17 protein-coding genes are annotated in these 23,030 nt (G+C 51.8%); 14 read left to right on the top strand and 3 right to left on the bottom strand.

Annotated elements, in window-relative coordinates:
• The first annotated feature begins 53 nt into the window (after window positions 1-53).
• The 8 genes from OH144_RS07910 to rplT all read left to right on the top strand — a co-directional run bounded on the left by OH144_RS07910 (window position 54) and on the right by rplT (window position 10,005).
• Window positions 54-1,916, top strand: a complete 1,863-nt coding sequence (locus OH144_RS07910) for a DNA topoisomerase IV subunit B (protein ID WP_266205757.1) — start codon at window positions 54-56, stop codon at window positions 1,914-1,916.
• On the top strand, window positions 1,909-4,656 hold the full coding sequence (locus OH144_RS07905) for a DNA gyrase/topoisomerase IV subunit A (protein WP_266205756.1): 2,748 nt from the start codon (window positions 1,909-1,911) through the stop codon (window positions 4,654-4,656). The genes OH144_RS07910 and OH144_RS07905 overlap by 8 nt, the downstream gene beginning before the upstream one ends.
• Window positions 4,657-4,719: 63 nt before the next feature.
• Complete coding sequence (locus OH144_RS07900) at window positions 4,720-5,508, top strand: tetratricopeptide repeat protein (RefSeq protein ID WP_266205755.1); 789 nt, start codon at window positions 4,720-4,722, stop codon at window positions 5,506-5,508.
• Window positions 5,509-5,677: 169 nt separating this feature from the next.
• Entirely contained in the window at window positions 5,678-6,745 is a 1,068-nt protein-coding gene (locus tag OH144_RS07895) for a tetratricopeptide repeat protein (RefSeq protein WP_266205754.1), read from the top strand.
• A gap of 18 nt (window positions 6,746-6,763) precedes the next feature.
• A complete protein-coding gene (thrS, locus tag OH144_RS07890; RefSeq protein ID WP_266205753.1) occupies window positions 6,764-8,701 on the top strand; it encodes a threonine--tRNA ligase in 1,938 nt (645 codons plus the stop codon).
• A 79-nt stretch (window positions 8,702-8,780) separates the two neighbouring features.
• Complete coding sequence (infC, locus tag OH144_RS07885) at window positions 8,781-9,341, top strand: translation initiation factor IF-3 (RefSeq protein ID WP_266206317.1); 561 nt, start codon at window positions 8,781-8,783, stop codon at window positions 9,339-9,341.
• Window positions 9,342-9,365: 24 nt separating this feature from the next.
• Window positions 9,366-9,560, top strand: coding sequence for a 50S ribosomal protein L35 (gene rpmI / locus OH144_RS07880; RefSeq protein WP_025605954.1), 195 nt, complete (start codon window positions 9,366-9,368; stop codon window positions 9,558-9,560).
• A 100-nt stretch (window positions 9,561-9,660) separates the two neighbouring features.
• Window positions 9,661-10,005, top strand: coding sequence for a 50S ribosomal protein L20 (rplT, locus tag OH144_RS07875; RefSeq protein WP_266205752.1), 345 nt, complete (start codon window positions 9,661-9,663; stop codon window positions 10,003-10,005).
• Between the two features lie 1,216 nt (window positions 10,006-11,221).
• Here rplT and accC read toward each other — a convergent pair.
• Window positions 11,222-12,724 (bottom strand): acetyl-CoA carboxylase biotin carboxylase subunit, encoded by a 1,503-nt coding sequence (gene accC, locus OH144_RS07870; RefSeq protein WP_266205751.1) that lies wholly within the window; start codon window positions 12,722-12,724, stop codon window positions 11,222-11,224.
• 211 nt (window positions 12,725-12,935) lie between these two features.
• On the opposite strand from accC, the gene OH144_RS07865 reads away from it, so the two are divergent.
• Window positions 12,936-14,174, top strand: a complete 1,239-nt coding sequence (locus OH144_RS07865; RefSeq protein WP_266205750.1) for an aminotransferase class I/II-fold pyridoxal phosphate-dependent enzyme — start codon at window positions 12,936-12,938, stop codon at window positions 14,172-14,174.
• 105 nt (window positions 14,175-14,279) lie between these two features.
• Window positions 14,280-14,471, top strand: coding sequence for a histone H1 (locus OH144_RS07860; RefSeq protein ID WP_140622131.1), 192 nt, complete (start codon window positions 14,280-14,282; stop codon window positions 14,469-14,471).
• A gap of 78 nt (window positions 14,472-14,549) precedes the next feature.
• Here OH144_RS07860 and tyrS read toward each other — a convergent pair whose 3' ends face one another.
• Window positions 14,550-15,854 (bottom strand): tyrosine--tRNA ligase, encoded by a 1,305-nt coding sequence (gene tyrS, locus OH144_RS07855; protein ID WP_266205749.1) that lies wholly within the window; start codon window positions 15,852-15,854, stop codon window positions 14,550-14,552.
• A 226-nt stretch (window positions 15,855-16,080) separates the two neighbouring features.
• Between tyrS and OH144_RS07850 the strand changes: the two genes are divergently transcribed.
• The gene (locus OH144_RS07850) at window positions 16,081-16,587 is read left to right on the top strand and encodes a hypothetical protein (protein ID WP_266205748.1); all 507 of its coding nucleotides are present in this window, start codon (window positions 16,081-16,083) and stop codon (window positions 16,585-16,587) included.
• Between the two features lie 87 nt (window positions 16,588-16,674).
• The gene (locus OH144_RS07845) at window positions 16,675-17,136 is read left to right on the top strand and encodes a hypothetical protein (protein ID WP_266205747.1); all 462 of its coding nucleotides are present in this window, start codon (window positions 16,675-16,677) and stop codon (window positions 17,134-17,136) included.
• Between the two features lie 119 nt (window positions 17,137-17,255).
• Here OH144_RS07845 and OH144_RS07840 read toward each other — a convergent pair whose 3' ends face one another.
• A complete protein-coding gene (locus tag OH144_RS07840) occupies window positions 17,256-18,404 on the bottom strand; it encodes a hypothetical protein (protein WP_266205746.1) in 1,149 nt (382 codons plus the stop codon).
• A 215-nt stretch (window positions 18,405-18,619) separates the two neighbouring features.
• Between OH144_RS07840 and holA the strand changes: the two genes are divergently transcribed.
• Together holA and OH144_RS07830 are read left to right on the top strand one after the other, a co-directional pair.
• Window positions 18,620-19,666, top strand: coding sequence for a DNA polymerase III subunit delta (holA, locus tag OH144_RS07835; protein ID WP_266205745.1), 1,047 nt, complete (start codon window positions 18,620-18,622; stop codon window positions 19,664-19,666).
• Window positions 19,667-19,893: 227 nt separating this feature from the next.
• Window positions 19,894-23,028 carry a tetratricopeptide repeat protein gene (locus OH144_RS07830; protein WP_266205744.1) on the top strand — a complete coding sequence of 1,045 codons (3,135 nt, stop codon included), beginning with the start codon at window positions 19,894-19,896 and terminating at the stop codon, window positions 23,026-23,028.
• Window positions 23,029-23,030 lie beyond the last annotated feature (2 nt).

Below are 23,030 nucleotides of genomic sequence, written 5' to 3'. Positions count from 1 at the left end.
TTTCCTATCTTTCGCGGTGATATTACCCATCAAACTACACTTACGCTTACAGAATGGCAGAGTTAGAGCATAATTACGACGAAGACAGCATCCGCTCCCTTGAACCGCGCGAGCACATTAGGCTTCGTCCCGGTATGTACATTGGCAAGCTCGGTGACGGATCTTCGGCAGACGACGGCATTTACATTTTGGTAAAAGAGGTAATCGACAACTCCATCGACGAGCACGTGATGGGTTTCGGTAAGACCATCGAGGTGAAGATATCCGACCACAGGGTGCAGGTGCGCGACTACGGCCGCGGTATTCCGCTGGGCAAGGTGATCGATTGCGTGAGCAAGATCAACACTGGCGGTAAGTATGACAGCAAGGCTTTCCAGAAATCGGTTGGTCTGAACGGTGTGGGTACCAAAGCGGTGAACGCCCTCTCCAGCCACTTCCGCATACAGTCAGTGCGCGACGGCAAGATGAAGGCCGCCGAGTTTGAGAAGGGCGTGCTCGTGGAGGACTTTGAGGTACAGGAGTCAACCCAGCGGAACGGTACGCTGACCACCTTCACGCCGGACGACACCATCTTCAAGAACTTCCAGTTCAACCCCGATTACCTGGAGAAGCAGATCTGGAACTACGTGTACCTGAATGCCGGGCTTACGATCAACTTCAACGGCAAGAAATTCTACTCCGAGAACGGCCTGCTGGACCTGCTCCGCAACAAGGCGGATGAGGAAAGCATGCGCTACTCGATCATCCACCTGAAAGGAGAGGATATCGAGCTGGCCCTGACCCACGGGAACGAGTATGGCGAGGAGTACTACTCTTTCGTGAACGGCCAGTACACCACCATGGGCGGTACGCACCTGGCGGCTTTCCGCGAGGCGGTGGTGAAAACGGTGCGCGATTTCTATAAGAAAGACTATGACGCCACCGACATCCGTGGCTCTATCATAGGTGCTATCTCCATCCGTGTGCAGGAGCCGGTGTTTGAGTCGCAGACCAAAACTAAGCTGGGCTCCATAGAGATGGGGCCGGACGGGCCTGCCGTGCGTGCTTTCATCAATGATTTTGTGAAGGAGCACCTGGACAATTACCTGCACAAGAACCCCTCCACGGCCGAGGCGCTGAAAAAGCGAATTGAGCAGAGCGAGCGCGAGCGCAAAGATATGGCCGGCGTGAAGAAACTGGCCAACCAGCGCGCCAAGAAAGCCAACCTGCACAACCGCAAGCTCCGCGATTGCCGCCTGCACTTCAATGAGGACAAGCATGAGAATGCTCTGCTTTCTACGCTTTTCATCACCGAGGGTGACTCGGCAAGCGGGTCCATCACCAAATCGCGCAACGTGGATGTGGAGGCGGTGTTCAGTTTGCGTGGCAAGCCGCTCAATTGCTATGGCATGAAAAAGAAGGTGGTGTACGAGAACGAGGAGTTTAACCTGCTGCAGCACGCCCTTAACATTGAGGAAGGGCTGGAGAACCTGCGCTACAACCGCGTGGTGATCGCTACCGACGCCGACGTGGACGGCATGCACATCCGCCTGCTGCTGCTCACCTTCTTCCTGCAGTTCTTCCCGGACCTGGTGCGCAACGGGCACGTGTTTATACTGGAGACGCCGCTTTTCCGGGTGCGCAACAAGAAGGAAACGATCTATTGCTACAACGAGACCGAGAAGCAGGAGGCCATCAACAAGCTTGGCAAGAAGCCGGAGATTACCCGCTTTAAGGGCTTGGGTGAGATTTCCCCAGATGAGTTCGGAAAGTTTATCGGCGAGAACATCAAACTGAAGCCGGTGATCCTGCAGAAGGATACTACCATACAGAAGATGCTGAATTACTACATGGGCAAGAACACACCTGACCGTCAGCAATTCATCATCGAGAACCTGAAGATTGAAAAAGATATAGTAGAGGAAGTATATGCATAACGACGAGTTGAACAACGAAGAATTAGACCAAAACGAGGCGCTGGAGGTAGAGTTTACGGACGGAGAGGAAATCATCCATAACGTCACGCCCGTATCCGGCCTCTATGAAAACTGGTTCCTCGACTATGCTTCTTATGTTATTCTGGAGCGTGCGGTGCCAGCCATCGAGGACGGCCTTAAGCCGGTGCAGCGTCGCATTCTGCACGCCATGCGCGAGATGGACGACGGCCGCTTTAACAAGGTGGCCAACGTCATCGGACAGACCATGCAGTATCACCCGCACGGAGACGCCTCGATTGGTGATGCGATGGTGAACCTGGGCCAGAAGGACCTGCTGATAGAGACGCAGGGTAACTGGGGTGATGTGCGCACCGGAGACAGCGCGGCGGCGGCCCGATACATTGAGGCGCGCCTCTCCAAGTTTGCGCTGGACGTGGTGTTTAACCCGCAGACAACTCAGTGGCAGCTAAGCTACGACGGCCGCAAGAACGAGCCGGTAACACTGCCTGTAAAGTTCCCGCTCTTGCTGGCGCAGGGTGTGGAGGGTATTGCCGTGGGCTTGTCCACGAAGATCATGCCGCACAACTTCAAGGAGCTGCTCAAAGCCTCTATTGATGTGCTCAAAGGCCGTAGCACCAACCTGCTGCCAGACTTCCTGACCGGTGGCCAGGTAGATGTGACGAACTATAACGGTGGCCAGCGCGGCGGCAGGATCCGTGTGCGCGCCACGATCGAGAAGGTGGACAAGACCATGCTCATCATCCGGGATGTACCCTACGGCATCACGACAACCGGATTGATGGAGTCGATCGTAAAAGCCAGCGAGAACAACAAGATCAAGATCAAGAAGGTGGTGGACAACACCGCTGCGGACGTGGAGATACAGGTGCACCTGCCAGCCGGTGTATCGCCGGACCTGACCATGGACGCGCTTTACGCCTTCACTGACTGCGAGGTAGCGATCTCGCCCAATGCCTGTGTGATAATCGATGATAAGCCGCACTTCATGGATGTGAACGAGCTGCTACGTATCTCTACTTTCAAAACAGTGGATTTGCTGAAGCGGGAGCTGGAGATCCGCAAAGGGGAGCTGGAGGACAAATGGCACTACTCTTCACTGGAGAAGATCTTTATCGAGAACCGCATTTACCGCGATATTGAAGAGTGCGAGACCTGGGAGGCGGTACTGAACGCCATCGACAGGGGCCTGGACCCCTACAAGCACCTGCTGCGCCGCGAAGTGAGCGAGGAGGATATCGTTCGCCTGACCGAGATCAAGATCAAGCGCATCTCCAAGTATGACTCCTTTAAGGCAGATGAGTATATCAATAAGCTGGAGGAGGAGATGGCTGAGGTGGACGATAACCTGGCCAACCTGATCCGCTACTCCATTTCATACTTTGAGGGGCTGCTGAAGAAGTATGGGCAGGGCAAGGACCGCCGTACGCAGGTGAAAACCTTCGATGTGATCAACGCGCAGAACGTGGCCATCGCCAATCAGAAGCTGTACATGAACGCTAAGGACGGCTTTATCGGCACCAGCCTGCGCAAAGATGAATTTGTGTGCGACTGCTCCGACATGGACGACATCATCGTGTTCCGCAAGGATGGTAAGTTCATGGTAACGAAGGTGGCCGAGAAAACCTTTGTGGGCAAGGACATCATACTTGCCGGTGTGTACAATAAGAACGACGAGCACATGGTCTACAACATGATTTACCTGGATGGTAAGTCGGGCGTATCCTATGCCAAGCGCTTCTCTGTGAAGTCCATCACCCGCGATAAGGAGTACGATCTGACCAAGGGCAACAAAGGCTCGAAGGTGCATTACCTCACCGCTAATCCGAACTCTGAGTCGGAGGTGGTTACGCTTACGCTCTCGCCAAATGCATCGGCCCGAAATAAGGTGTTCGACTTTGATTTTGCGGAGCTGATGATCAAAGGCAAGGGCTCTAACGGTAATATCGTGACGAAGTACCCTGTGAAGAAGGTAGTGCAGAAGAGCCTGGGCGAGTCCACATTAGGTGGCCGCGAAATCTACTACGACGAGGTGATCGGAAGGCTGAACACCGAAGGACGTGGTCGCTACTTGGGCTCCTTCAATACCGATGACTCCATACTTGCCGTATATGAAGACGGCACCTATGAACTGACGTCGTTTGACCTGGCCAACCACTATACTGTGGAGAAGCTGAAAGTGCTGCAGAAGTTTGATCCGGAGCTGGTGATTTCGGCCATCTACTACGAGGGCGATAATAAAACCTACTACGTAAAGCGTTTCAAGGTAGAAACAACGACAATAGGCAAGCGCTTCTTCTTTATTCCCGAGACGAAGAACTCCAGGCTGGAAGCTGTGTCCACGCATCCTGCGCCGCTGGCCAACATCAAGTTCAAGCGTTCTATACGCGGTGAGCGCGAGGCGGAGAAGCTGCTGCTGAATGAGTTCATCGACGTAAAAGGCTGGAAGGCATTGGGTAATAAGCTCAACTACTACAAGATTTTTGAGGTGGATTTACCGAAGATGCTTGAGGTGGAGCAACCGGAGGAAGAGAAGCCGAAGGCTAAAAAAGCCGCCAAGAAAGAGCCGGTGGCCTTGCCCTCCCAGCTGAAGGAACTGGCAGAGGAGGCGGCGAAGGCAAGCGGCACCCAACCTCTGGATGCCGAAACCGTAGAAATTGATGTAGAGGCTGACAAGGCGAAGAAGGCGCTGAAGGAGAAGAGACAGCTCGATATTTTCTAGTTTCTCTCCCGGTGCCTTGCTAATGTCGCTGACACTTGGTAGTTTAAGGGAACTGTATTATCTATGAAGCAATATTTAAAGGCTGTTATACTTGCCTGCACACTCTGTGCTGCTTCCCCGGCGAATGCCTGGGCAGGGGGAGGTGCATCAGGTAACACCGAGCTGATGAAGCGTGCGGAGCAGCTTTTAAATAGCTATAAAGAGAGTGAGGCGCTGCGCCTGTATGAGCAGGTGTTAGCCGAATCCCCTGAGAATTACGCAGCCTTGTGCAAGGCCAGCTTTCTGCACACCCGCATCGGCGATAGGTTCCTGGACGAAACCCGTAAGCTGGAGCATTTCTCTAAAGCGAAAGAATATGCGCTTAAAGCCTACGAGCTGCAGCCGGAGGACGCAGAGGCAAACTATGCCATGGCTGTGGCCCTAGGTGCAAAGGCGATGGTTTCCGGGCCGAAGGAGAGACTGGCAGGTATACACCAGATGAAATCATTTGTGGATGCCGCCCTAGCCGATAATAACCAACACGCGGGCGCTTGGCACATACTTGGGCGTTGGAACTACAAAATGGCCAATCTCAACTTCGCTGAAAAGGCTGCTACAAAGATGTTATTTGGAGGTGTTTGCGGAGAAGCCACAAACGAAAGCGCCGCTGAGGCCATTGAAAAAGCTATAACCTACGATCCGAATAATATTCAGTATTACTACGACCTTGCCTGTGTGTACAAAGAAATGAAAAATACTACCGCCTGCATCAGCACCTTACAGAAGGCGCTGACGCTGCCACTCGAAACGAAAGAGGAGCTGGAGCTTAGCAGGCGATGCAGTATCATGTTGCAGCAGCAACAGAAGATATAAAAGGCATCATACAGCCAGAAAGCCTGCTCCCCTAACGGTGGCAGGCTTTTTGTTTTTGTTCTGCGTCATGCTTCCTGTCCCGGATGTGTTTCTATTTGGGTAAAATGTCTTAATTTAGCGCGGACAAAGTATAAGTGCCCTTTGGCAGAAGTATAAAAAACCGGTAAAGATGCGGATTTCTAGTTTGGTGCTGATGGTGTTATCGGTTGCGCTGGGCTCATGTGCTTTGGAAGAAAGTAACAGGGAGCAGATGGTGAACCTGCAGGAGGTAAAGGACGACCCAGCGGCGCAACTGCAGAACCTAAACGCCGCACTCGAGAACTCGAAGCGCGATGGCAGCCTTTACGCCCGCAGGGCGGTGGTGCTGCTGCAGAACGGTGAACTGGAGAAGGCATTGGAGGATGCAGAGGAAGCTGTAAGGCTAACAAAGAATGAGCCTGCCTCACTGTTCGTTAAGGCGCAGGTGCTGCGTGCCATGGGCAAGCCGGAAGAGGCCCTGCCGCTGGCGCTGACGGCGGAGCGGAACTCATTCCAGCGCTCCTCCTTGTATGTGCTGTTGGGGGAGTTATACTTGCAGCGTAAAGAGTATAAGCAGGCAATGGCCTATATCCTGAAGGCGCAGGAGCTATCCCCGGCGGATGAGTTTGCCTACTACTATAAAGGCCGTGTGCAGGAGGCAACCGGCGATTCGTTAAACGCGGTGCGCAACTATAAGCTGGCGCTGGAGCAGGCGCCGAACTTCATGCAGCCACAGCGCGAATTGGCCGCTATACTGATTGACAAGGGTGACCACACTGCCGCCAGGCCATACTTGCTCAAGGCCATGCACAAAGCTCCGGCTGATGCCAAGCTATGGTATAACCGGGGGCTGCTGTACCAGGCAGAGCAGAAGCGCGACAGTGCTATGCTGGCCTATGATAAAGCCGTTAGTATAAATGATACCTTGTCGGATGCGCATTACAGACTGGGTGTGCATCAGCTTGCTTTGGGCAACAACGACGAGGCGCTAGGGCATCTGGAGAAGATTTACAAAGTATACCGGTCGGACCGGGAGTACCTGGTGCGGTTGGCCACAGCCTACGAGCGGAGTGGATTGAATACCAAAGCGCTCTCGACCTGCCAGCGGCTTCTGGCTGTGGACCCGACGGCAACGTATGTCAGCCGGTCCATTTCCCGGCTAAAGTATAAAATTGCAAGACCAATACCTGATAGTGCAGCCGTACGCCTACAGGAATAGATAGAAAGAGAAACAACTATGATCAACATCACACTGCCAGATGGTTCGGTGCGCCAGTATGAAAGCGGCGTAACCAGCCTTGAGATCGCACAGAGCATCAGTGAAGGGCTGGCTCGTAACGTGCTTGCTGCCAAAGTAAACGGATCCGTTTGGGATGCCACGCGCTCCATCAACGAGGATGCGACGGTGCAGCTGCTCACCTGGAATGACGACGAAGGCAAAAACACCTTCTGGCACTCTTCTGCCCACTTGCTGGCAGAGGCATTGGAGGACATGTACCCGGACGTGAAGTTCGGCATCGGCCCCCCGGTGGAGAACGGATTTTATTACGATGTGGACCTAGGCGAGCATCACCTGTCTCAGGAGGATATCGCAAAGCTGGAGCAGAAAATGCTGGAGCTGGCGCGCCAGAAGAACGAGTATAAGCGCAGCGAGGTCTCCAAAGCGGATGCTACGGAGTACTTCACCAAAAAGGGCGATGAGTACAAGCTGGACCTGATCAAGGACCTAGAGGACGGAAGTATAACTTTCTACGAGCAAGGTAATTTCGTGGACCTTTGCCGTGGCCCGCACATCCCGAACACGGGTTTCATCAAGGCGGCCAAGATCATGAACATTGCCGGGGCCTACTGGCGCGGCGATGAGAAGAACAAGCAGCTGACCCGTATCTACGGTGTGACGTTCCCGAAACAGAAGGAGCTGACCGAATATCTGGAGCGCCTGGAGGAGGCCAAGAAGCGCGACCACCGCAAGCTGGGCAAGGAACTGGAACTGTTTGCTTTCTCTGAGAAGGTAGGCATGGGCCTGCCGCTGTGGCTGCCAAAAGGCACGCTGCTGCGCGAGCGCCTGGAGCAGTTCATGCGCAAGGCGCAAATAAAGGCTGGCTACCAGCCGGTAGTAACGCCGCACATCGGCAGCAAAGAACTGTATGTAACTTCCGGCCACTACGAGAAGTATGGTGCCGACTCGTTCCAGCCGATCAAGACGCCGAACGAAAACGAGGAGTTTTTGCTTAAACCCATGAACTGCCCGCACCACTGCGAGATCTACAAAACACGCCCGCGCTCCTACAAAGAGCTTCCGGTGCGCTTTGCCGAGTTCGGTACTGTTTACCGGTACGAGCAAAGCGGCGAGCTGCACGGGCTGACCCGTGTGCGTGGCTTTACGCAGGACGACGCCCACATCTTCTGCCGCCCCGACCAGGTGAAGGAAGAGTTCATCAAGGTGATTGACCTGGTGCTGTACGTGTTCAAGGCCCTGGGCTTTGATGACTATACTGCCCAGATCTCCCTGCGCGACCCGGAAAACAAGTCCAAGTACATCGGCACAGACGAAGTATGGGAGAAAGCGGAAAGCGCCATTATAGAGGCTGCTGCGGAGAAGGGTTTAAGAACTGTAACCGAATTGGGCGAGGCTGCGTTTTACGGACCTAAGCTCGATTTTATGGTGAAGGATGCCCTTGGCCGTAAATGGCAGCTGGGAACTATTCAGGTGGATTATAACTTACCAGAGAGGTTCCAGCTGGAATATATTGGTGCTGATAACCAGAAACATCGCCCGGTGATGATCCACCGCGCGCCATTTGGTTCCCTGGAGCGCTTCGTGGCCGTGCTCATCGAGCACTGCGGCGGTAATTTCCCGCTGTGGCTGAGCCCGGAGCAGATCGCCATACTTCCGATCTCTGAGAAGTACCATGATTACGCCCAGCAGGTGTACGACCGCCTGCAGCAGGATGATATCAGGGGCTACGTGGACAACCGTGATGAGAAGATCGGCCGCAAGATTCGAGATGCGGAAGTACGCAAGGTGCCATACATGCTGATAGTGGGGGAGAAGGAGCAGGAGAACGGTGCTGTTTCCGTCAGAAGGCACGGCGAAGGCGACCTCGGATCCATGGCGATCGAGGAGTTCAGCACCTTCTTTCAGGGCAAAATTGCCGAAATGCTGAACAATTAAGGAAAGAAATTTCTTTTTTGATAGATAAATTGCGATATTCGCAACCTAATTGTAGAATTTAAACTAAGGAGGTACAACTATAGCTACGCAAAACAGGCGCTACATCCCACGCGGAAAGGTGGAGGAGCCATACAAAGTCAATGATAAAATAACTGCCAGAGAGGTCAGGCTAGTTGGTGACAATGTTGAGCAAGGAGTATACTCAACCCGAGATGCTCAAAAGATGGCTAATGAGCAAAATCTTGACCTGGTTGAGATTTCGCCAACAGCCAACCCTCCCGTATGCCGCGTCATCGACTATTCTAAGTTCAAGTACGAACAGAAGAAGAAGACGAGGGAGATGAAGGCGAAACAGCAGAAAGTTGTGATCAAGGAAATCCGTTTCGGCCCTAATACCGATGACCACGACTTCGAGTTCAAGCTGAAGCATGCCAAGGGCTTTCTGGAGAGCGGTTATAAGATCAAGTCTTACGTACACTTCGTGGGCAGGTCCATCGTGTTTAAAGAACGCGGCGAGATTCTGTTGCTGAAGTTCGCGCAGGCGCTGGAGGACTTGGCCAAGGTTGAGCAACTGCCTAAGCTGGAGGGGAAACGCATGTTCCTGATTCTGGCACCAAAGGCCGCTCCGGTGAAAAAGTAATTTTTTTCAATTAATTATATACTCATGCCAAAAGTAAAAACCAAATCTGGTGCAAAGAAGCGTTTTTCTTTGACAGGTACTGGCAAGATCAAGCGTAAGCACGCTTACAAGAGCCACATCCTGACGAAGAAGACGACAAAGCAGAAGCGTAATTTGACGCACATCGGCCTTGTTAGCAAAGCCGACGAAGCAAACGTTAAGTTCATGCTCAAAATCTAATTCTGCGACAGAATTAGTGAAGGTTAATTATTAGTACGAACCCGGTATCTGGTCTTAAAAAGATTCTTCAGAATCACCAGCCGCCAAAACTTTAAACAAAATGCCAAGATCGGTCAATGTCGTAGCAGCACGACACAGAAGAAAGAAAGTAATGAAAATGGCCAAAGGTTACTTTGGCCGTCGCAAGAACGTTTGGACAGTTGCGAAAAATGCGGTAGAAAAAGGTTTAGTTTACGCCTACCGTGATAGAAAAGCAAAGAAGAGAGACTTCAGAGCGCTGTGGATTCAGCGTATCAACGCCGGTGCGCGTGAGCATGGCATGTCTTACTCTGTACTGATGGGCGCCCTGAAAAAGGCCAACATCGACCTGAACCGCAAAGTACTTGCTGACCTGGCGATGAACCACCCGGAGGCTTTCAAGACTATCGTTGACAAAGTAAAGTAATTTACTTTCAGATATAAGACAGAAGGGCTTAGCTACTCGCTAAGCCCTTTTTGTATTTAGCTCAGGTTGCAATAAACCCGGCCCACTCCAAAGAACAGGGGAGGAAGCTAGTATCGGTTCCAACCACCCCTGCCCCTCCTTAGCCAAGGAGGGGAGCTCTGTAACTACTGTGGCTAAAGTATGAACTCCGATTCTGTTGGTATTGCGCGGACAGGTCCCGACCTGTTCCTACAAGAGTGAACCCACCCTTTCCTGCTCTTTCGGATTTGCAATCTGCCATAGCAAAGGCAGTAGCGACGGACAGAAAAGCGGATTGCAAATCCGCAACAGCAGGACTACAAAGTATAAACCCACCCCCGCCCCTCCAAGGAGGGGAATTATACTTGCTTCTTCTTCCCTGTCATCTCGAGTACTCTTGAGGCGGGAGCCGAAGAGAGCCAGCGTAGCTGTGAGGGATCTATAGGGAATTCTAAAGAGATCTCTCCCATAGGTCGAGATGACAAATAGCTGTAGCTATCGAACCTGTTCCTTGTCCAGAAGACGCTTACATCCCCCTGCCCCCTTCCAAGGGGGACTTGGCTGAGGCTTCGTCAGCAGCGACTATCGAACGATTCCCAGTCCTTGGGTTGAGCGCCTTCTAGATTTCTGGTGCCCGCCAAGGGCATTGCGACGTTAGGAGCAAAGGAAATGTAGACAGCGCGATGCCAAAGGACGAGGCCTCCCGGCCTGGAGGGAGCAAAACCCAAAGATGAAACGAGCCACTTAGTAAAGCCGTGGATGAACGGTTGCCAGAAAGGATAGCTTGCCTCCAGTTGCGGGAAGCGGAAGCAATTCGAGTATAGCCCAAGTATGAGCAAAATATGAGAGGCACAAGCGGACGCTTGCGCCAGCTAAATGGGTAGTTTAGATCAGCAAGTATAAAGCATAGCTCAAGTATAAAGTATGGCTCATGCGGATCGGATCTGGAGAACCACAGCAGAGGATGCCCGGAACAGCGGAGTTGAACTCAAGTATAAAGCATGGGCCAAGTATTAAGCCTGACCTTTCAAACCAACTTAATTAAAGATTCAACATTACAGAACGGTATAACCTTGGCTCATGCAAAACCAAAGGTACGCTGCCGGCAAAACTGCGCCAGATAAGGATATAAGACAAATCCCCTGGAGTAGAAGTATAAACTTTCTGCTCCAGGGGATTTATACTTTAGAAAAACTGCTTAGCGTGTTCTGTTTCTGCGCCAGTTAGCGTTCTGTTTTTCAGAGGTCAGGGCCACGGCATCCGCCGTGGCAGGCTTTTGTTTGTTCATCAATACAGCTGCTAAGGCTGCTGCTACCTCGTCGGCTCCCTCGTCTGGTTTTCTTTCCAGCACATCCGGGCTAAAGTGACGCTCGATGAATTTGGTGTCGAAGTTGCCGCTGACAAATGCCTCGTGCTGTAGCACATAAGTACCGAAGGGCAGGGTAGTTTCGATGCCTGTAATCTGGTACTCGGCAATAGCGCGCAGCATTTTGGCAATGGCCTCCTGCCTGTCTTTTCCGAACGTCACCAGCTTGGCGATCATAGGGTCGTAGTAGATCGGGATTTCCATGCCTTGCTCAAAGCCGTCATCCACGCGCACGCCAAGGCCCTGGGGCCTTCTGTAGGTCTCGAGTTTGCCAATGTCGGGCAGGAAATTATTAGCCGGGTCTTCGGCATAAACACGCAGCTCGAGTGCATGGCCGTTTATTTTCAGGTCATCCTGTCGGAAACTTAGTGCATTGCCCTCTGCAATAAGGATTTGCTCCTTCACCAGGTCCAGGCCGGTGATCTGCTCGGTTACCGGGTGCTCCACCTGCAGGCGGGTATTCATTTCCAGGAAGTAGAAGTTCATGTTTTCATCCAACAGGAACTCCACCGTACCGGCGCCAACATAGTCGCAGGCCTTGGCCACGTTTACGGCATTGCGGCCCATTTCCTCGCGCAGGGCAGGAGTGAGTATAGCCGAAGGCGCCTCCTCGATCACCTTCTGGTGACGGCGCTGAATCGAACACTCCCGCTCAAACAGGTGCACAATATTGCCGTGCGTATCGCCCAGCACCTGAATCTCGATGTGGCGCGGCGAGCCAATATACTTTTCGATAAACACGGAGCCATCGCCGAAGGCAGATGTTGCCTCGCTTACCGCCAGCTGCATCTGCTCCTCAAACACCTCAGCGCTCTCCACCACACGCATACCCTTGCCACCACCACCGGCACTCGCTTTTATAAGGATAGGAAAGCCTACCTGCCTAGCGATCTGTTTTGCCTCCTCCACATCGGTGATGGCTTCCTCGGTGCCTGGCACCATTGGGATGTCATACTTGGCAACAGCTGCCTTGGCCGCTAGCTTGCTGCCCATAAGCTCGATGGCCTCCGGAGATGGCCCAATAAAGATTAGCCCGGCCTCCTGAACGGCTTTGGCGAATCCAGCGTTCTCAGATAAAAAACCGTAACCCGGGTGTATGGCATCTACTCCAAGATCCTTGCAAACCTGTATGATCACATCGCCGCGCAGGTATGATTCGCTCGATTTAGGCCCGCCCACACAAACGGCCTCGTCTGCGAAGCGCACGTGCAGCGCGTTACGGTCGGCTTCACTGTAAACGGCTACAGTTTTGATCCCCATCTCTTTAGCTGTTCGCATTACGCGCAAAGCTATTTCACCACGGTTGGCTACCAGAATCTTATTGATCTTTCTCATGCAGGAGCTATGGTTTATTTTACATCAAAGAAAAGCTTTTGAGGCCAAAGTTAAAAATGCACGCTTTAAAAATGAGAATTACAGTATAGGGCAACAATTGTATATGAGATGAATAAACCATAACTTTGCGCTTCATTATACCTTATTGTGACTGATAAGGAGTTATGACCATTAGATCAGAAATTATCCCGATAACCTAATTATTACACAAGTGGATTTATTCGAAAAGTTGTTGACCAACCGAGGTCCGTTAGGCAGCCACTCACACTATGCGCATGGCTATTTCACATTTCCTAAGCTAGAGGGTGAAATCGCCCCGCGGATGAAGTTCAGAGGAAAGGATGTGCTAACGTGGAGCCTTAACAACTACCTGGGGCTGGCTAACCACCCGGAGGTACGTAAGGCTGATGCTGAAGCAGCTGCAGAGTGGGGCATGGCGACGCCAATGGGCGCGCGCATTATGTCTGGTAACACGAACCTGCACGAGCAGCTGGAGTCTGAACTGGCTGACTTTGTGAAGAAGGAAGATGCCATGCTTCTGAACTTCGGCTACCAGGGCGTACTCTCTATTATAGATGCGTTGGTTGACCGCCACGATGTGATTGTGTACGATGCCGAGTCTCATGCCTGTATTATCGATGGCGTGCGTCTGCACCAGGGCAAACGCTTTGTGTATGGCCATAACGATATGGAAAGCCTGGAGAAGCAGCTGGAGCGTGCAACCCGTTGGACTGAAAATACCGGTGGTGCTATTCTCGTGATCACGGAAGGTGTTTTCGGCATGTCCGGTAACCTGGGTAAGTTGGGCGAGGTTGTGGCGCTGAAGGAGAAATTCAACTTCCGCCTGTTTGTAGATGATGCCCACGGCTTCGGTACCATGGGAGCCACAGGTGCCGGCACAGGAGAGCACCTGGGTGTGCAGGACGGCATCGATGTATACTTCTCTACATTCGCTAAGTCTATGGCCAGCATCGGCGCCTTCGTTGCCTCAAACGAGCAGGTGGTAGAGTACCTGCGCTACAACATGCGTTCGCAGATTTTTGCCAAGTCATTGCCGATGCCATTGGTGGTGGGTGCCCTGAAGCGCCTGGAGCTGCTGCGCTCTAAGCCGGAGCTGAAGGACAAACTGTGGGAGGTGGTACACGCCCTGCAGAGCGGCCTGCGCGGAAAAGGCTTTAACATTGGTACAACGGAGTCGCCGGTAACACCTGTGTTCCTGAACGGCCAGATTCCGGACGCTACACAGCTGACGCTGGACCTGCGCGAGAACTTCAGCATTTTCTGCTCTATCGTTGTTTACCCGGTTGTGCCTAAAGATGTAATCATGCTGCGCCTTATCCCAACGGCCGCCCATTCCTTGGCCGACGTGGAAGAGACGATCAATGCGTTTGAGAAAATTGCACAAAAGCTAGACAAGGGTCTGTATGCTACACCGGCAGTTACGGCTTAACGGCTCGTAAAGGCTTATATTAAAATTCCCTAATCTTTGCTTGTTTGTAACAAATGTGTATATTAGAGCTATAAATTTAAATGTTTCACTATAACAATTGCTCTAATGAACAACAACTTTAGCAAACTAAAGGACTTAGTTATGTCACTGGAAGGTGACTTCGAAAAGTTCTACGAAAAAGGCAATGCAGCTGCTGGTACTCGCGTACGTAAGGGCATGCAGGATCTGAAGAACATGGCGCAGGACATCCGTAAGGAAGTTCAGGACATGAAAAACAGCACTGCTGACAAGAAATAGTTTTCAGACAGACTGAATAAAACAAAAAAGGCGGCCTATGTAGGTCGCCTTTTTTGTTTTAAAACTATTGATAATCAGTTAGTTAACCGTTATCAGGTAGTAGTTCTTCTTTCCTTTCTGCACCACCAGGTATTTGCCCTGTAGCAGTTCGAAATTTACGGCCTCGTCGGCATTCTGCACCTTCTGGCGGTTAACACTCACGCCTCCGTTCTTGATCATGCGGCGTGCTTCTCCCTTCGACTCAAACACCTGCCCGCCTGTCAGCTCCGAAAGCAGGTCCGTAACACTGGCAGCGCTGGCATAGTCGGCCTGGGCTATTTGTATCTGCGGCACGCCCTCGAACACAGAGAGCAAAATATCCTCTTTCAGGCCTTTCAGAGTCTCAAAATCGCCTTTTCCAAATAAAATTTCTGAGGCATCTACAGCCGCCAGATAGTCTTCTTCGGAATGCACGCGAATTGTAACATCTTTAGCAAGGGCTTTCTGCAGTAAACGCATGTGAGGGGCCAGTTTGTGCTCTTCTGTTATCTTTTCGATCTCCTGCTGCGGCAATAAAGTATAAACCTTTATCAGCTTCTCCGCCTCCTCATCCGACAGGTTGAGCCAGAACTGGTAGAACTTGTAGGGTGAGGTCAGGGTAGGGTCGAGCCATACGTTTCCGCCCTCAGACTTGCCGAATTTAGTACCATCCGATTTGGTCACCAGCTTGCCCACCAACGCATAAGCCTTGCCACCATCCATGCGGCGGATCAGCTCGGTGCCGGTGGTGATGTTCCCCCACTGGTCGGAGGCACCCATTTGTAGTTTCAGGCCTTTGTTCTTATAGAGGTGGTAGAAGTCGTAGCCCTGAATGAGCTGGTAAGCGAACTCGGTGTAGGAGAGGCCCTCGGCGCGATCGCCTTCTTCATCGGCGTTGATGCGCTTCTTCACAGAATCCTTGCTCATCATGTAGTTCACGGTGATGTGCTTGCCTACCTCACGCAGGAAACCCAGGAAGCTAAAGTCCTTAAACCAATCGTAGTTGTTCACGATCTCGGCAGAGTTGGCCCCGCAATTAAAGTCCAGGAACTTCTCCAGTTGATTTTTGATGCCTTCCTGGTTCTCGCGCAGGGTCGCTTCGTCCAGCAGGTTGCGTTCTGCTGACTTACCGGACGGGTCGCCGATCATACCGGTGGCGCCGCCTACCAGGGCGAAAGGCTTGTGGCCGGCGCGCTGCAGGTGCACCAGCAGCATAATGGTGGCCAAGTTGCCAATGTGCAGGGACTTGGCTGTTGGGTCGAAGCCGATGTAGCCGGACGTCATGCCTGATGCTAATTGTTCTTCTGTACCCGGCATGAAATCATGGAGCATGCCTCTCCAACGCAGTTCTTCAATAAGATTCATCTATACCTAATTCATCTGTTCAGGGCAAAGATAAAAAAGAGTTGGCAGATTGGGGCGGGGTTGGAGAGTAAAGGGTGAAGGAATGGAGGAGGATTATCTTAGTTATACTATATTAGAGGGTGCAGAAATTAAAATAGAGTTTTATATTACCACCAAACTACTCCATACATAGTGCAGATATGCGTATGTTGTGGTTTATACTATAGTTAGCAACAATTTCAACCAGATGAATAAAGAAATAGAGTCAATAAGATCAAATACGATTCTGTTCACGGTCGAATTAGTCAAGAAGTCTCTTTCGGACTGGCTAGTGGATGAAATAATTGAGATGGACAAGGAATATGAAAACAATCCGATTCTAAAGATTGAACTTAATACTAATCAAGCATTCAATCAACTAAAGGAGTTTATAAACAGGGAAATAAAACACCGGGATAGTGGACTCTTTGAAAGTTGCATTGAGGAGCTAAGGGAAATAAAGGATGACTTGAAGTGGTTAAAGTCTGAGGATGGAAGATTTATTCTAAAACTGGAGGACTGGGTGCATGGAGTTAGGAGTAAACTAGAGAGCGAAGGGTGGAACAGAGTATTCGTTGGGAGAAGCTTAATAGACCCAAAGCAGTTGAACATCGGTGGTTTAGTAAAGGACGAAATTGAATCAAATAAGATAAAGGCTAAAATAGAACAATGGGCGCCTCCTGTACCTCCTCAATACTATCTTGAAATTGAGTAAAAGAACGGTTGCTAACACGGCATATAAGTCAAACTTCGGCTACGCCTTGACCGCCTTCTATACATCCGTTCTCTGTAACTTAAATTAATGGAAAAAGGCCCTTTATACTTTATGATTCTCTTTTTGCTTCTATGCTTAGGGTGCAATGAATCAAAGAGGAATTTAGAAGAAGACTGTGAAAACTTCCAGTTCTCGGGGACTCTTTATAAAGGCGAGAAGGTGCTTGTGCGGTTTAATTCAAAGTTACTACATGAAGACTACTTCGAAGACAAAGCTTGGAGTGTTCTACATGGATTCTGTGTAAACTATACTGACACCTTCACAGTAGATTTGAAAGTTCTGAAGGGTAATGGAGTAGTAATAGACACTTCTATGATGGGCTATGCCAAAAATGGCAATTATCTGTTACGACTTCCAAAAGGAGACCCCAAGCCTAACCTTGTAGAGAAAATTTGGGCGGATACTACAGGAAAACTTTACAGAATGATACCGCCAGATTCTTTGGTAAGAAGGGCGTTCCTTGAGACGGGAACAATAGTTACCGATTGAAGAAACAGTATTGTGTGATATAAAAAAGCATCAGAGAACAAGGTGCAGCTTTTATACTTCGGCTACGCTTTGTTCATCAGCTGCACGAACACGTTACAAACTCCTCATGCACGAGCACGTTACAACCTCCCCAACTCCTCCGCAATCTTCCTGTTCCACTGCTCCTGCACTACCTTGTTCAGGCCGTGCTGCGTTTCGGCGTCATACTGGTCCTGTAGCTGGTTCATTTCCCGGAACGACTCGATGTAGTGGTACTGGATGATGCTGTTGAAGTCCTCCACCGACAGGATCTCCGGCGTGATTTTCTTTTTAAATCGCTCGGCCACCAACTTCACCAGGTCAAAATGCTTCTGCTCGTGGTTCAGGCTGTAGTCGTTGCGCGAGTCGGGCTTAACCCAGGAGGAGCTTTGCAGCACGTATACTTTCATGTCGAGGTAGAGGTGCAGTTCGCCATTTACTACCTCGCTGCGGCCCTCGTAGGCAAAGCCTGGGAAAACAGCCGCAGCAAACTTGCTTGGCTTGGAGGGGCTGCCCGTAAAATCGTTCCAGTTCAGCGGGCGGGAGGGCGAGTAGAAGACGGTGTCCGGCGCAGAGGCTGCCGTATAGTCCGAAAAGATTACTTTTATACTTTTGGCCAGGCGTGGGTTGGTGCTTACATTTTCCTCCATCCACTTATTAAAGTATGCCAGCGCCCCTGTCAGCGACTGGCGCAGCGCCGGCTCCACGGCCTCTACCTGGCTGGCGGGCCTGTTGTAGCGGATACCGCCTTTATACTCTGTTAAAGGAATGATCTCGCCCTCGTCCTGCAACTCGAACTTCATGGCCGTAACGGCCTGGCCCTGCACGCGGCCATTCTCTGCCGGTGTTTCCTTTACTTCAAATTCTTTTAAAGTGATGATGATGGGGCGTAGTTTCTTATTTGCCGGTATGCCTTTGGCGATGAACTGCTGCACGGCCTGCAAGCCGCCACCCTGCAGGTCTACGGGTACAGCAGCCGTGGCAGGCGCCGCACCAGGCGCAGGGGCAGGAATGATGTGGGCCACAGCCTTTTTATTGGCCCGCTCATCCACTACTTTAACCACGTAGAATTCTTTTGCCGAGAAAGGCAGCGCTTCGGTTTTAAGTACGATCGGTGCCACACCTGCGTAGGGCCTGACAGCCGACAGCATGCTTACCAGCAGCAGCACCAGCAGCGACCAAAGGGCTACTCGTTTTGCAAACCTCCTGCTACGCGCGGCAGAACGGCCGTTTTTAGGGGAAAATATCATGGAAGTATAGATAAGCCAGCCTGCACCATACTTGCTTAAACGGGGGCGTAAGGCTGTGTGGTATAAAACACGCCTTGCTGCATTTGAGTTCTCCATTTACCTGCTCCAATATTCCATGGTTTATACTTTGAGTTTCGGGGGGATGCCTTAAATTTGTAAGAACGGGGCTGCACCTATAAAATGCCCCGCTTCGCATCCGCTACACCCACACTACCATGGCCCATACACCCGAAGGCATTTTAGAGCAACTTAAGCAACGGCAATTTGCCCCTGTATACTTTCTGCAGGGCGAGGAATCCTATTACATCGACTCTATTGCCGATTATATTGAGGAGCATGCGCTGCAGGAGCACGAGAAGGGCTTTAACCAGGTGGTGCTCTATGGCAAGGATGTGGATGTGTCGCAGGTGCTGCTGCAGGCCAAGCGTTTCCCCATGATGTCGGACAGGTCGGTGGTGATTGTGAAGGAGGCACAAAGTATACTGGATATCGAGAAAGAGGAGGGGATGAGGCAATTGGAAGCCTACCTGCAGCACCCGCTGCCTTCTACCATCCTCGTCTTCTGCTACAAGCACAAGTCACTGGACGGGCGCAAGTCGCTGGCCAAGGCGGTGCAAAAGCATGCAGTGCTGCTTACCACCAAGAAGCTGTACGACAACCAGGTGCCCGCCTGGATTAACGGCTACCTCAAAGGCAAGGGGATGAAGGCCACGCAGCCGGCGGTGCAGCTATTGAGCGAGTACATCGGCTCCGACCTCTCCCGGCTGGCCAACGAGATCGACAAGCTGCTGATTAACCTGAAGCCGGGTGCCACCGTGGATGAAGGGCTGGTACAGGAGAACGTGGGCATCAGCAAGGAGTACAATATTTTTGAGCTGCAGGCGGCTCTTATAGCCCGCGACGCGCTGAAAGCCAACCGCATCATCCATTACTTCGAGGCCAACCCTAAGAATAACCCGCTCATCCCTAACCTGACGATGCTCTTCACCTTCTTTACCAAGATCCTGACGCTGCACACACAGTCCGACAAATCGGAGGCTGGCCTGAGGAAAAGCCTGGGCAACCAGGCCTGGAAGGTGAAGGACTACATGCAGGCCATGCGGGTGTACCCGCTGCCACGCTGCGTCGATATCATCCACTTTATCCGGGTGGCCGACCTGCAGGTGAAGGGTATCACCGGCGGCGATATGAGCGAGGCCGATATTCTGCGCGAGCTGGTTTTCAAGGTGCTGCACCCAGTGCCGCGGGCGCTGGCCTTGTAGGCTTTATTTTTCCACAGGCACAATAATTTGCGGTTCCTGCCATTGTTATAGAGGTTTTGCTATACTTTGCGGGGTCATACTTATAAAATCAGCAAAGGCCGTTGTGGCTTTCTAAAAATTAGTAACTTTGAGTGAGGTAGTATGGGCAGCGGTAATACAAAGCCGTGTTATACTTTCTCCTTTAATCAGAATAAAACGACGTGCCCCTCTGGGGCGAACAGGGAAATATGAAGATAGCTTACAAAATAGCACTTGCTTCGGTACTGACAGGCGGCTCCCATGTGGTGGTGGCGCAGCACACGCAGGCTTTCACCTCCGAGGAGCGATACTTTCATGAAGGGGTAGAGCTTTTTGACCGTGCCAAGTATGGGGCGGCGCAGGAGGCCTTTAAGAAGTATATCGAATTAATCGGCAACGACGCCAAAACCGCCGATGCGCAGTATTACTATGCCCTGAGCGGCCTGTACCTGCTGCACCCCGATGCCGAACAGCTGGTGCTCAACTTTGCCCGCAAATACCCGACGCACCCGAAGACGGCACTAGCCAACTATGAGCTGGGCCTGTACTACTTTGAGCAGAAGGATTACAAGAAAGCGGTGGAGCTGCTGAAAGATGCACCAACGCACCTGTTAAGTATAAAGCAGAACAAGGAGCTGGAGTTTAAGCTAGGCTACTCGTATTTCGCAACCAAGGATTTCGATAACGCCAAAATCTGGTTCGACAAGAACAAAACAACCGGTTTCCGGGAGGATGACCACCGCTTTGCCTATGCCTCTAACTATTACGCCGGCTACATCTCGTACCGCAAGGGCGATTACGCCGCTGCCAAAGAGGATCTGAAGATCGCCGAGAAGAATGAGGCTTACGCCCGCATCGTGCCTTACATGGTGACTGAGATCCTCTACAAGGAGAAGGACATTTTTGAGGTGATCCGGTATGGTGAAGCGGCCCTGGCCAAAAAACCGGAGGTGCAGCAGCGCGACGAGATTGCCCTGTTGGTGGGCGATGCCTACTACCAGCGTGGCGAGTACGCGACTGCCGAAAAATACTTCAGCGAGTACGCCAAAGGCAAGCGCTCCCTGGAGCCGGTGATACAGTATAAGATCGCTTTCACCGATTATAAGAACAATAACTATAAGAACGCCATTGCCAACTTTAAGCCGGTGGCGCTCAAAAAGGATTCGCTTGGCCAGAACGCAGCTTATTACCTGGGCCTGAGCTACCTGAAGGAGAATAACAAACAGTTTGCCCTCACCGCCTTCGACCAGGCACGCAAAAACGACCATGACAAGGCCGTAACCGAGGCGGCCACGCTGAAGTATGCGCAGGTGAATTTCGATCTTGGCAACTTCCGTGAGGTAATTAACTCGCTTTCTGATTTCTCTGCCAAGTATCCTAAGTCTGAGGAGGCAGAGGAGGCAGACCGCCTGCTGAGCGAGTCATACTTCGGCTCCAACGACTATGCCGCTGCCATACGTCATATCGAGGCGATGGACAAGAAGAGCTGGCGCATTCTGCAGACCTATCAGCGTGTAACCTACTTCCACGGCGTAAACCTGTTCAACGACAGCAAGTTTCCGCAGGCGGTGGCCATGCTCGATAAATCGCTGCAGTACCCTTACGACAAAGAGGTGACCTCTGCCAGCCACTTCGTGAAAGGGGAGGCATACTCCATTGGGCAGCGCTACAACGATGCCATCAACAGCTATGCCGCTGTGTTCCGCACCGCGCCCAACACCAAGGCTGATTATTACATCAAGTCGCGCTACGGTATTGGCTACGCGTACTTCAACACCAAGGAGTACGAAAAAGCCCTGACGCACTTTAAGGCATACCTGGACAACGTGCAGCCGAGCAACCCGAACTACAACGACGCCACGGTTCGCCTGGCCGACACCTACTATGTAAACAAGAATTACAACGAGGCGCTGCGATTGTACGAGCGCGTTATCGGCAGCAGCTCCCCGGATCGTGACTATGCCATGTTCCAGAAGGGTGTGGTGCTGAGTATTCTGAATCAGAACGAGCGAGCCAAGGATGCGCTGCTCGACCTGCTGAACAACTACAAGACTTCCCGCTTCCGCGACGATGCGATGTATCAGTACGCCGTAATCGATTTCGAGTCGGGTAATTACCAGGCGGCGGTGCAAGGCTTTACCAGGCTGATCAACGAAATGCCGGATAGCAGGCTGGTTCCGAACGCGCTGCAGAAACGAGGCCTTGCATATTCTAACCTGCGTCGCAATGACCTGGCCATAGCTGACCAACAGCGTGTGCTCGACGAGTTCCCGGATTCGAAAGTAGCCAGCGGTGCGCTGTACAGCCTGCAGGAGGTACTGGGCCAGGAGAACCGCAGCAGCGAGTTCGATAAGTATGTAGACAGGTATAAGTCTGCTAACCCGGAGAGCGACGCGTTGGAAAGTATAGAATTTGAGGCTGCCAAGACTTTATACTTTAACCAGAACTATAAAGAGGCCGCCGCTAAACTGGAGAATTATCTAAAATCATACGCGAAGAGCAAGTTTGCGCCTGATGCCCGTTATTACCTGGCCGACTCGTACCTGCGCAGTGAAAGAAAGCAGGAAGGCGTGAAGGTAATGAAGCAGGTAGTGCAGGAGAACCGCTCAGAATTCGTAAACCGCGCTATCCAGCGCGTGGCCGATCTGGAGTTTGAGGTGCAGAACTATCCGGAGGCGATTAAATACTATAGCCGCCTGCGCGACCTGGCCACTAACCGCAAGGAGCAGCAGACGGCGCTGCTTGGCCTGATGCAAAGCTATTACCGTACCAACGACTACGCCGCTACCAAGCGCGTGGCCGGTGAGCTTATTAGCCAGGGCAATGCCTCCCTGAATGCCTATAACTCGGCGCTTTTGTTTAAGGCGAAGGCCACCCTGGCACAGGGTAACATGGCGCAGGCGCTCACGGAGCTGCGCGAGACAACTGCTTCTGCCAGCGACATCCACGGGGCAGAGGCGCATTACCTGATCTCCGAGACGCTCTACAAGCAAAAGAAACACAAGGAGGCGCTGGACCACGCCTTTGAGTTCAGCAACAAGTATGGCAACTACGATTTCTGGTTGGGTAAAACCTTCCTGTTGATCTCTGATGTGTATGTGGCCCAGAACGAGATGTTCCAGGCCCGTGCCACGTTGAACTCCATCATCGAGAATGCTCCGAATAAGGAGATTGTGGCGGAGGCGAAGCAGAAACTGGCGAAACTGGATGGGGGCAAAGCGCAGCAGGTGCAGCCGCAGAACCTGCAGCAGCAGCAAAAGCAGCAGAAGGCCGACACCACGATCATCCTGGAACCGGTGGACACCACCAGTCTGCCACTTGATACAACGGGCCAGCAGAACTAATC

Origin of the sequence: Pontibacter kalidii (genome assembly GCF_026278245.1) — a bacterium.
Classification (GTDB): Bacteria; Bacteroidota; Bacteroidia; order Cytophagales; family Hymenobacteraceae; genus Pontibacter; species Pontibacter kalidii.
Note: the sequence above shows the minus strand (reverse complement) of the source record. Positions and strands in the feature narration are given on the sequence as shown.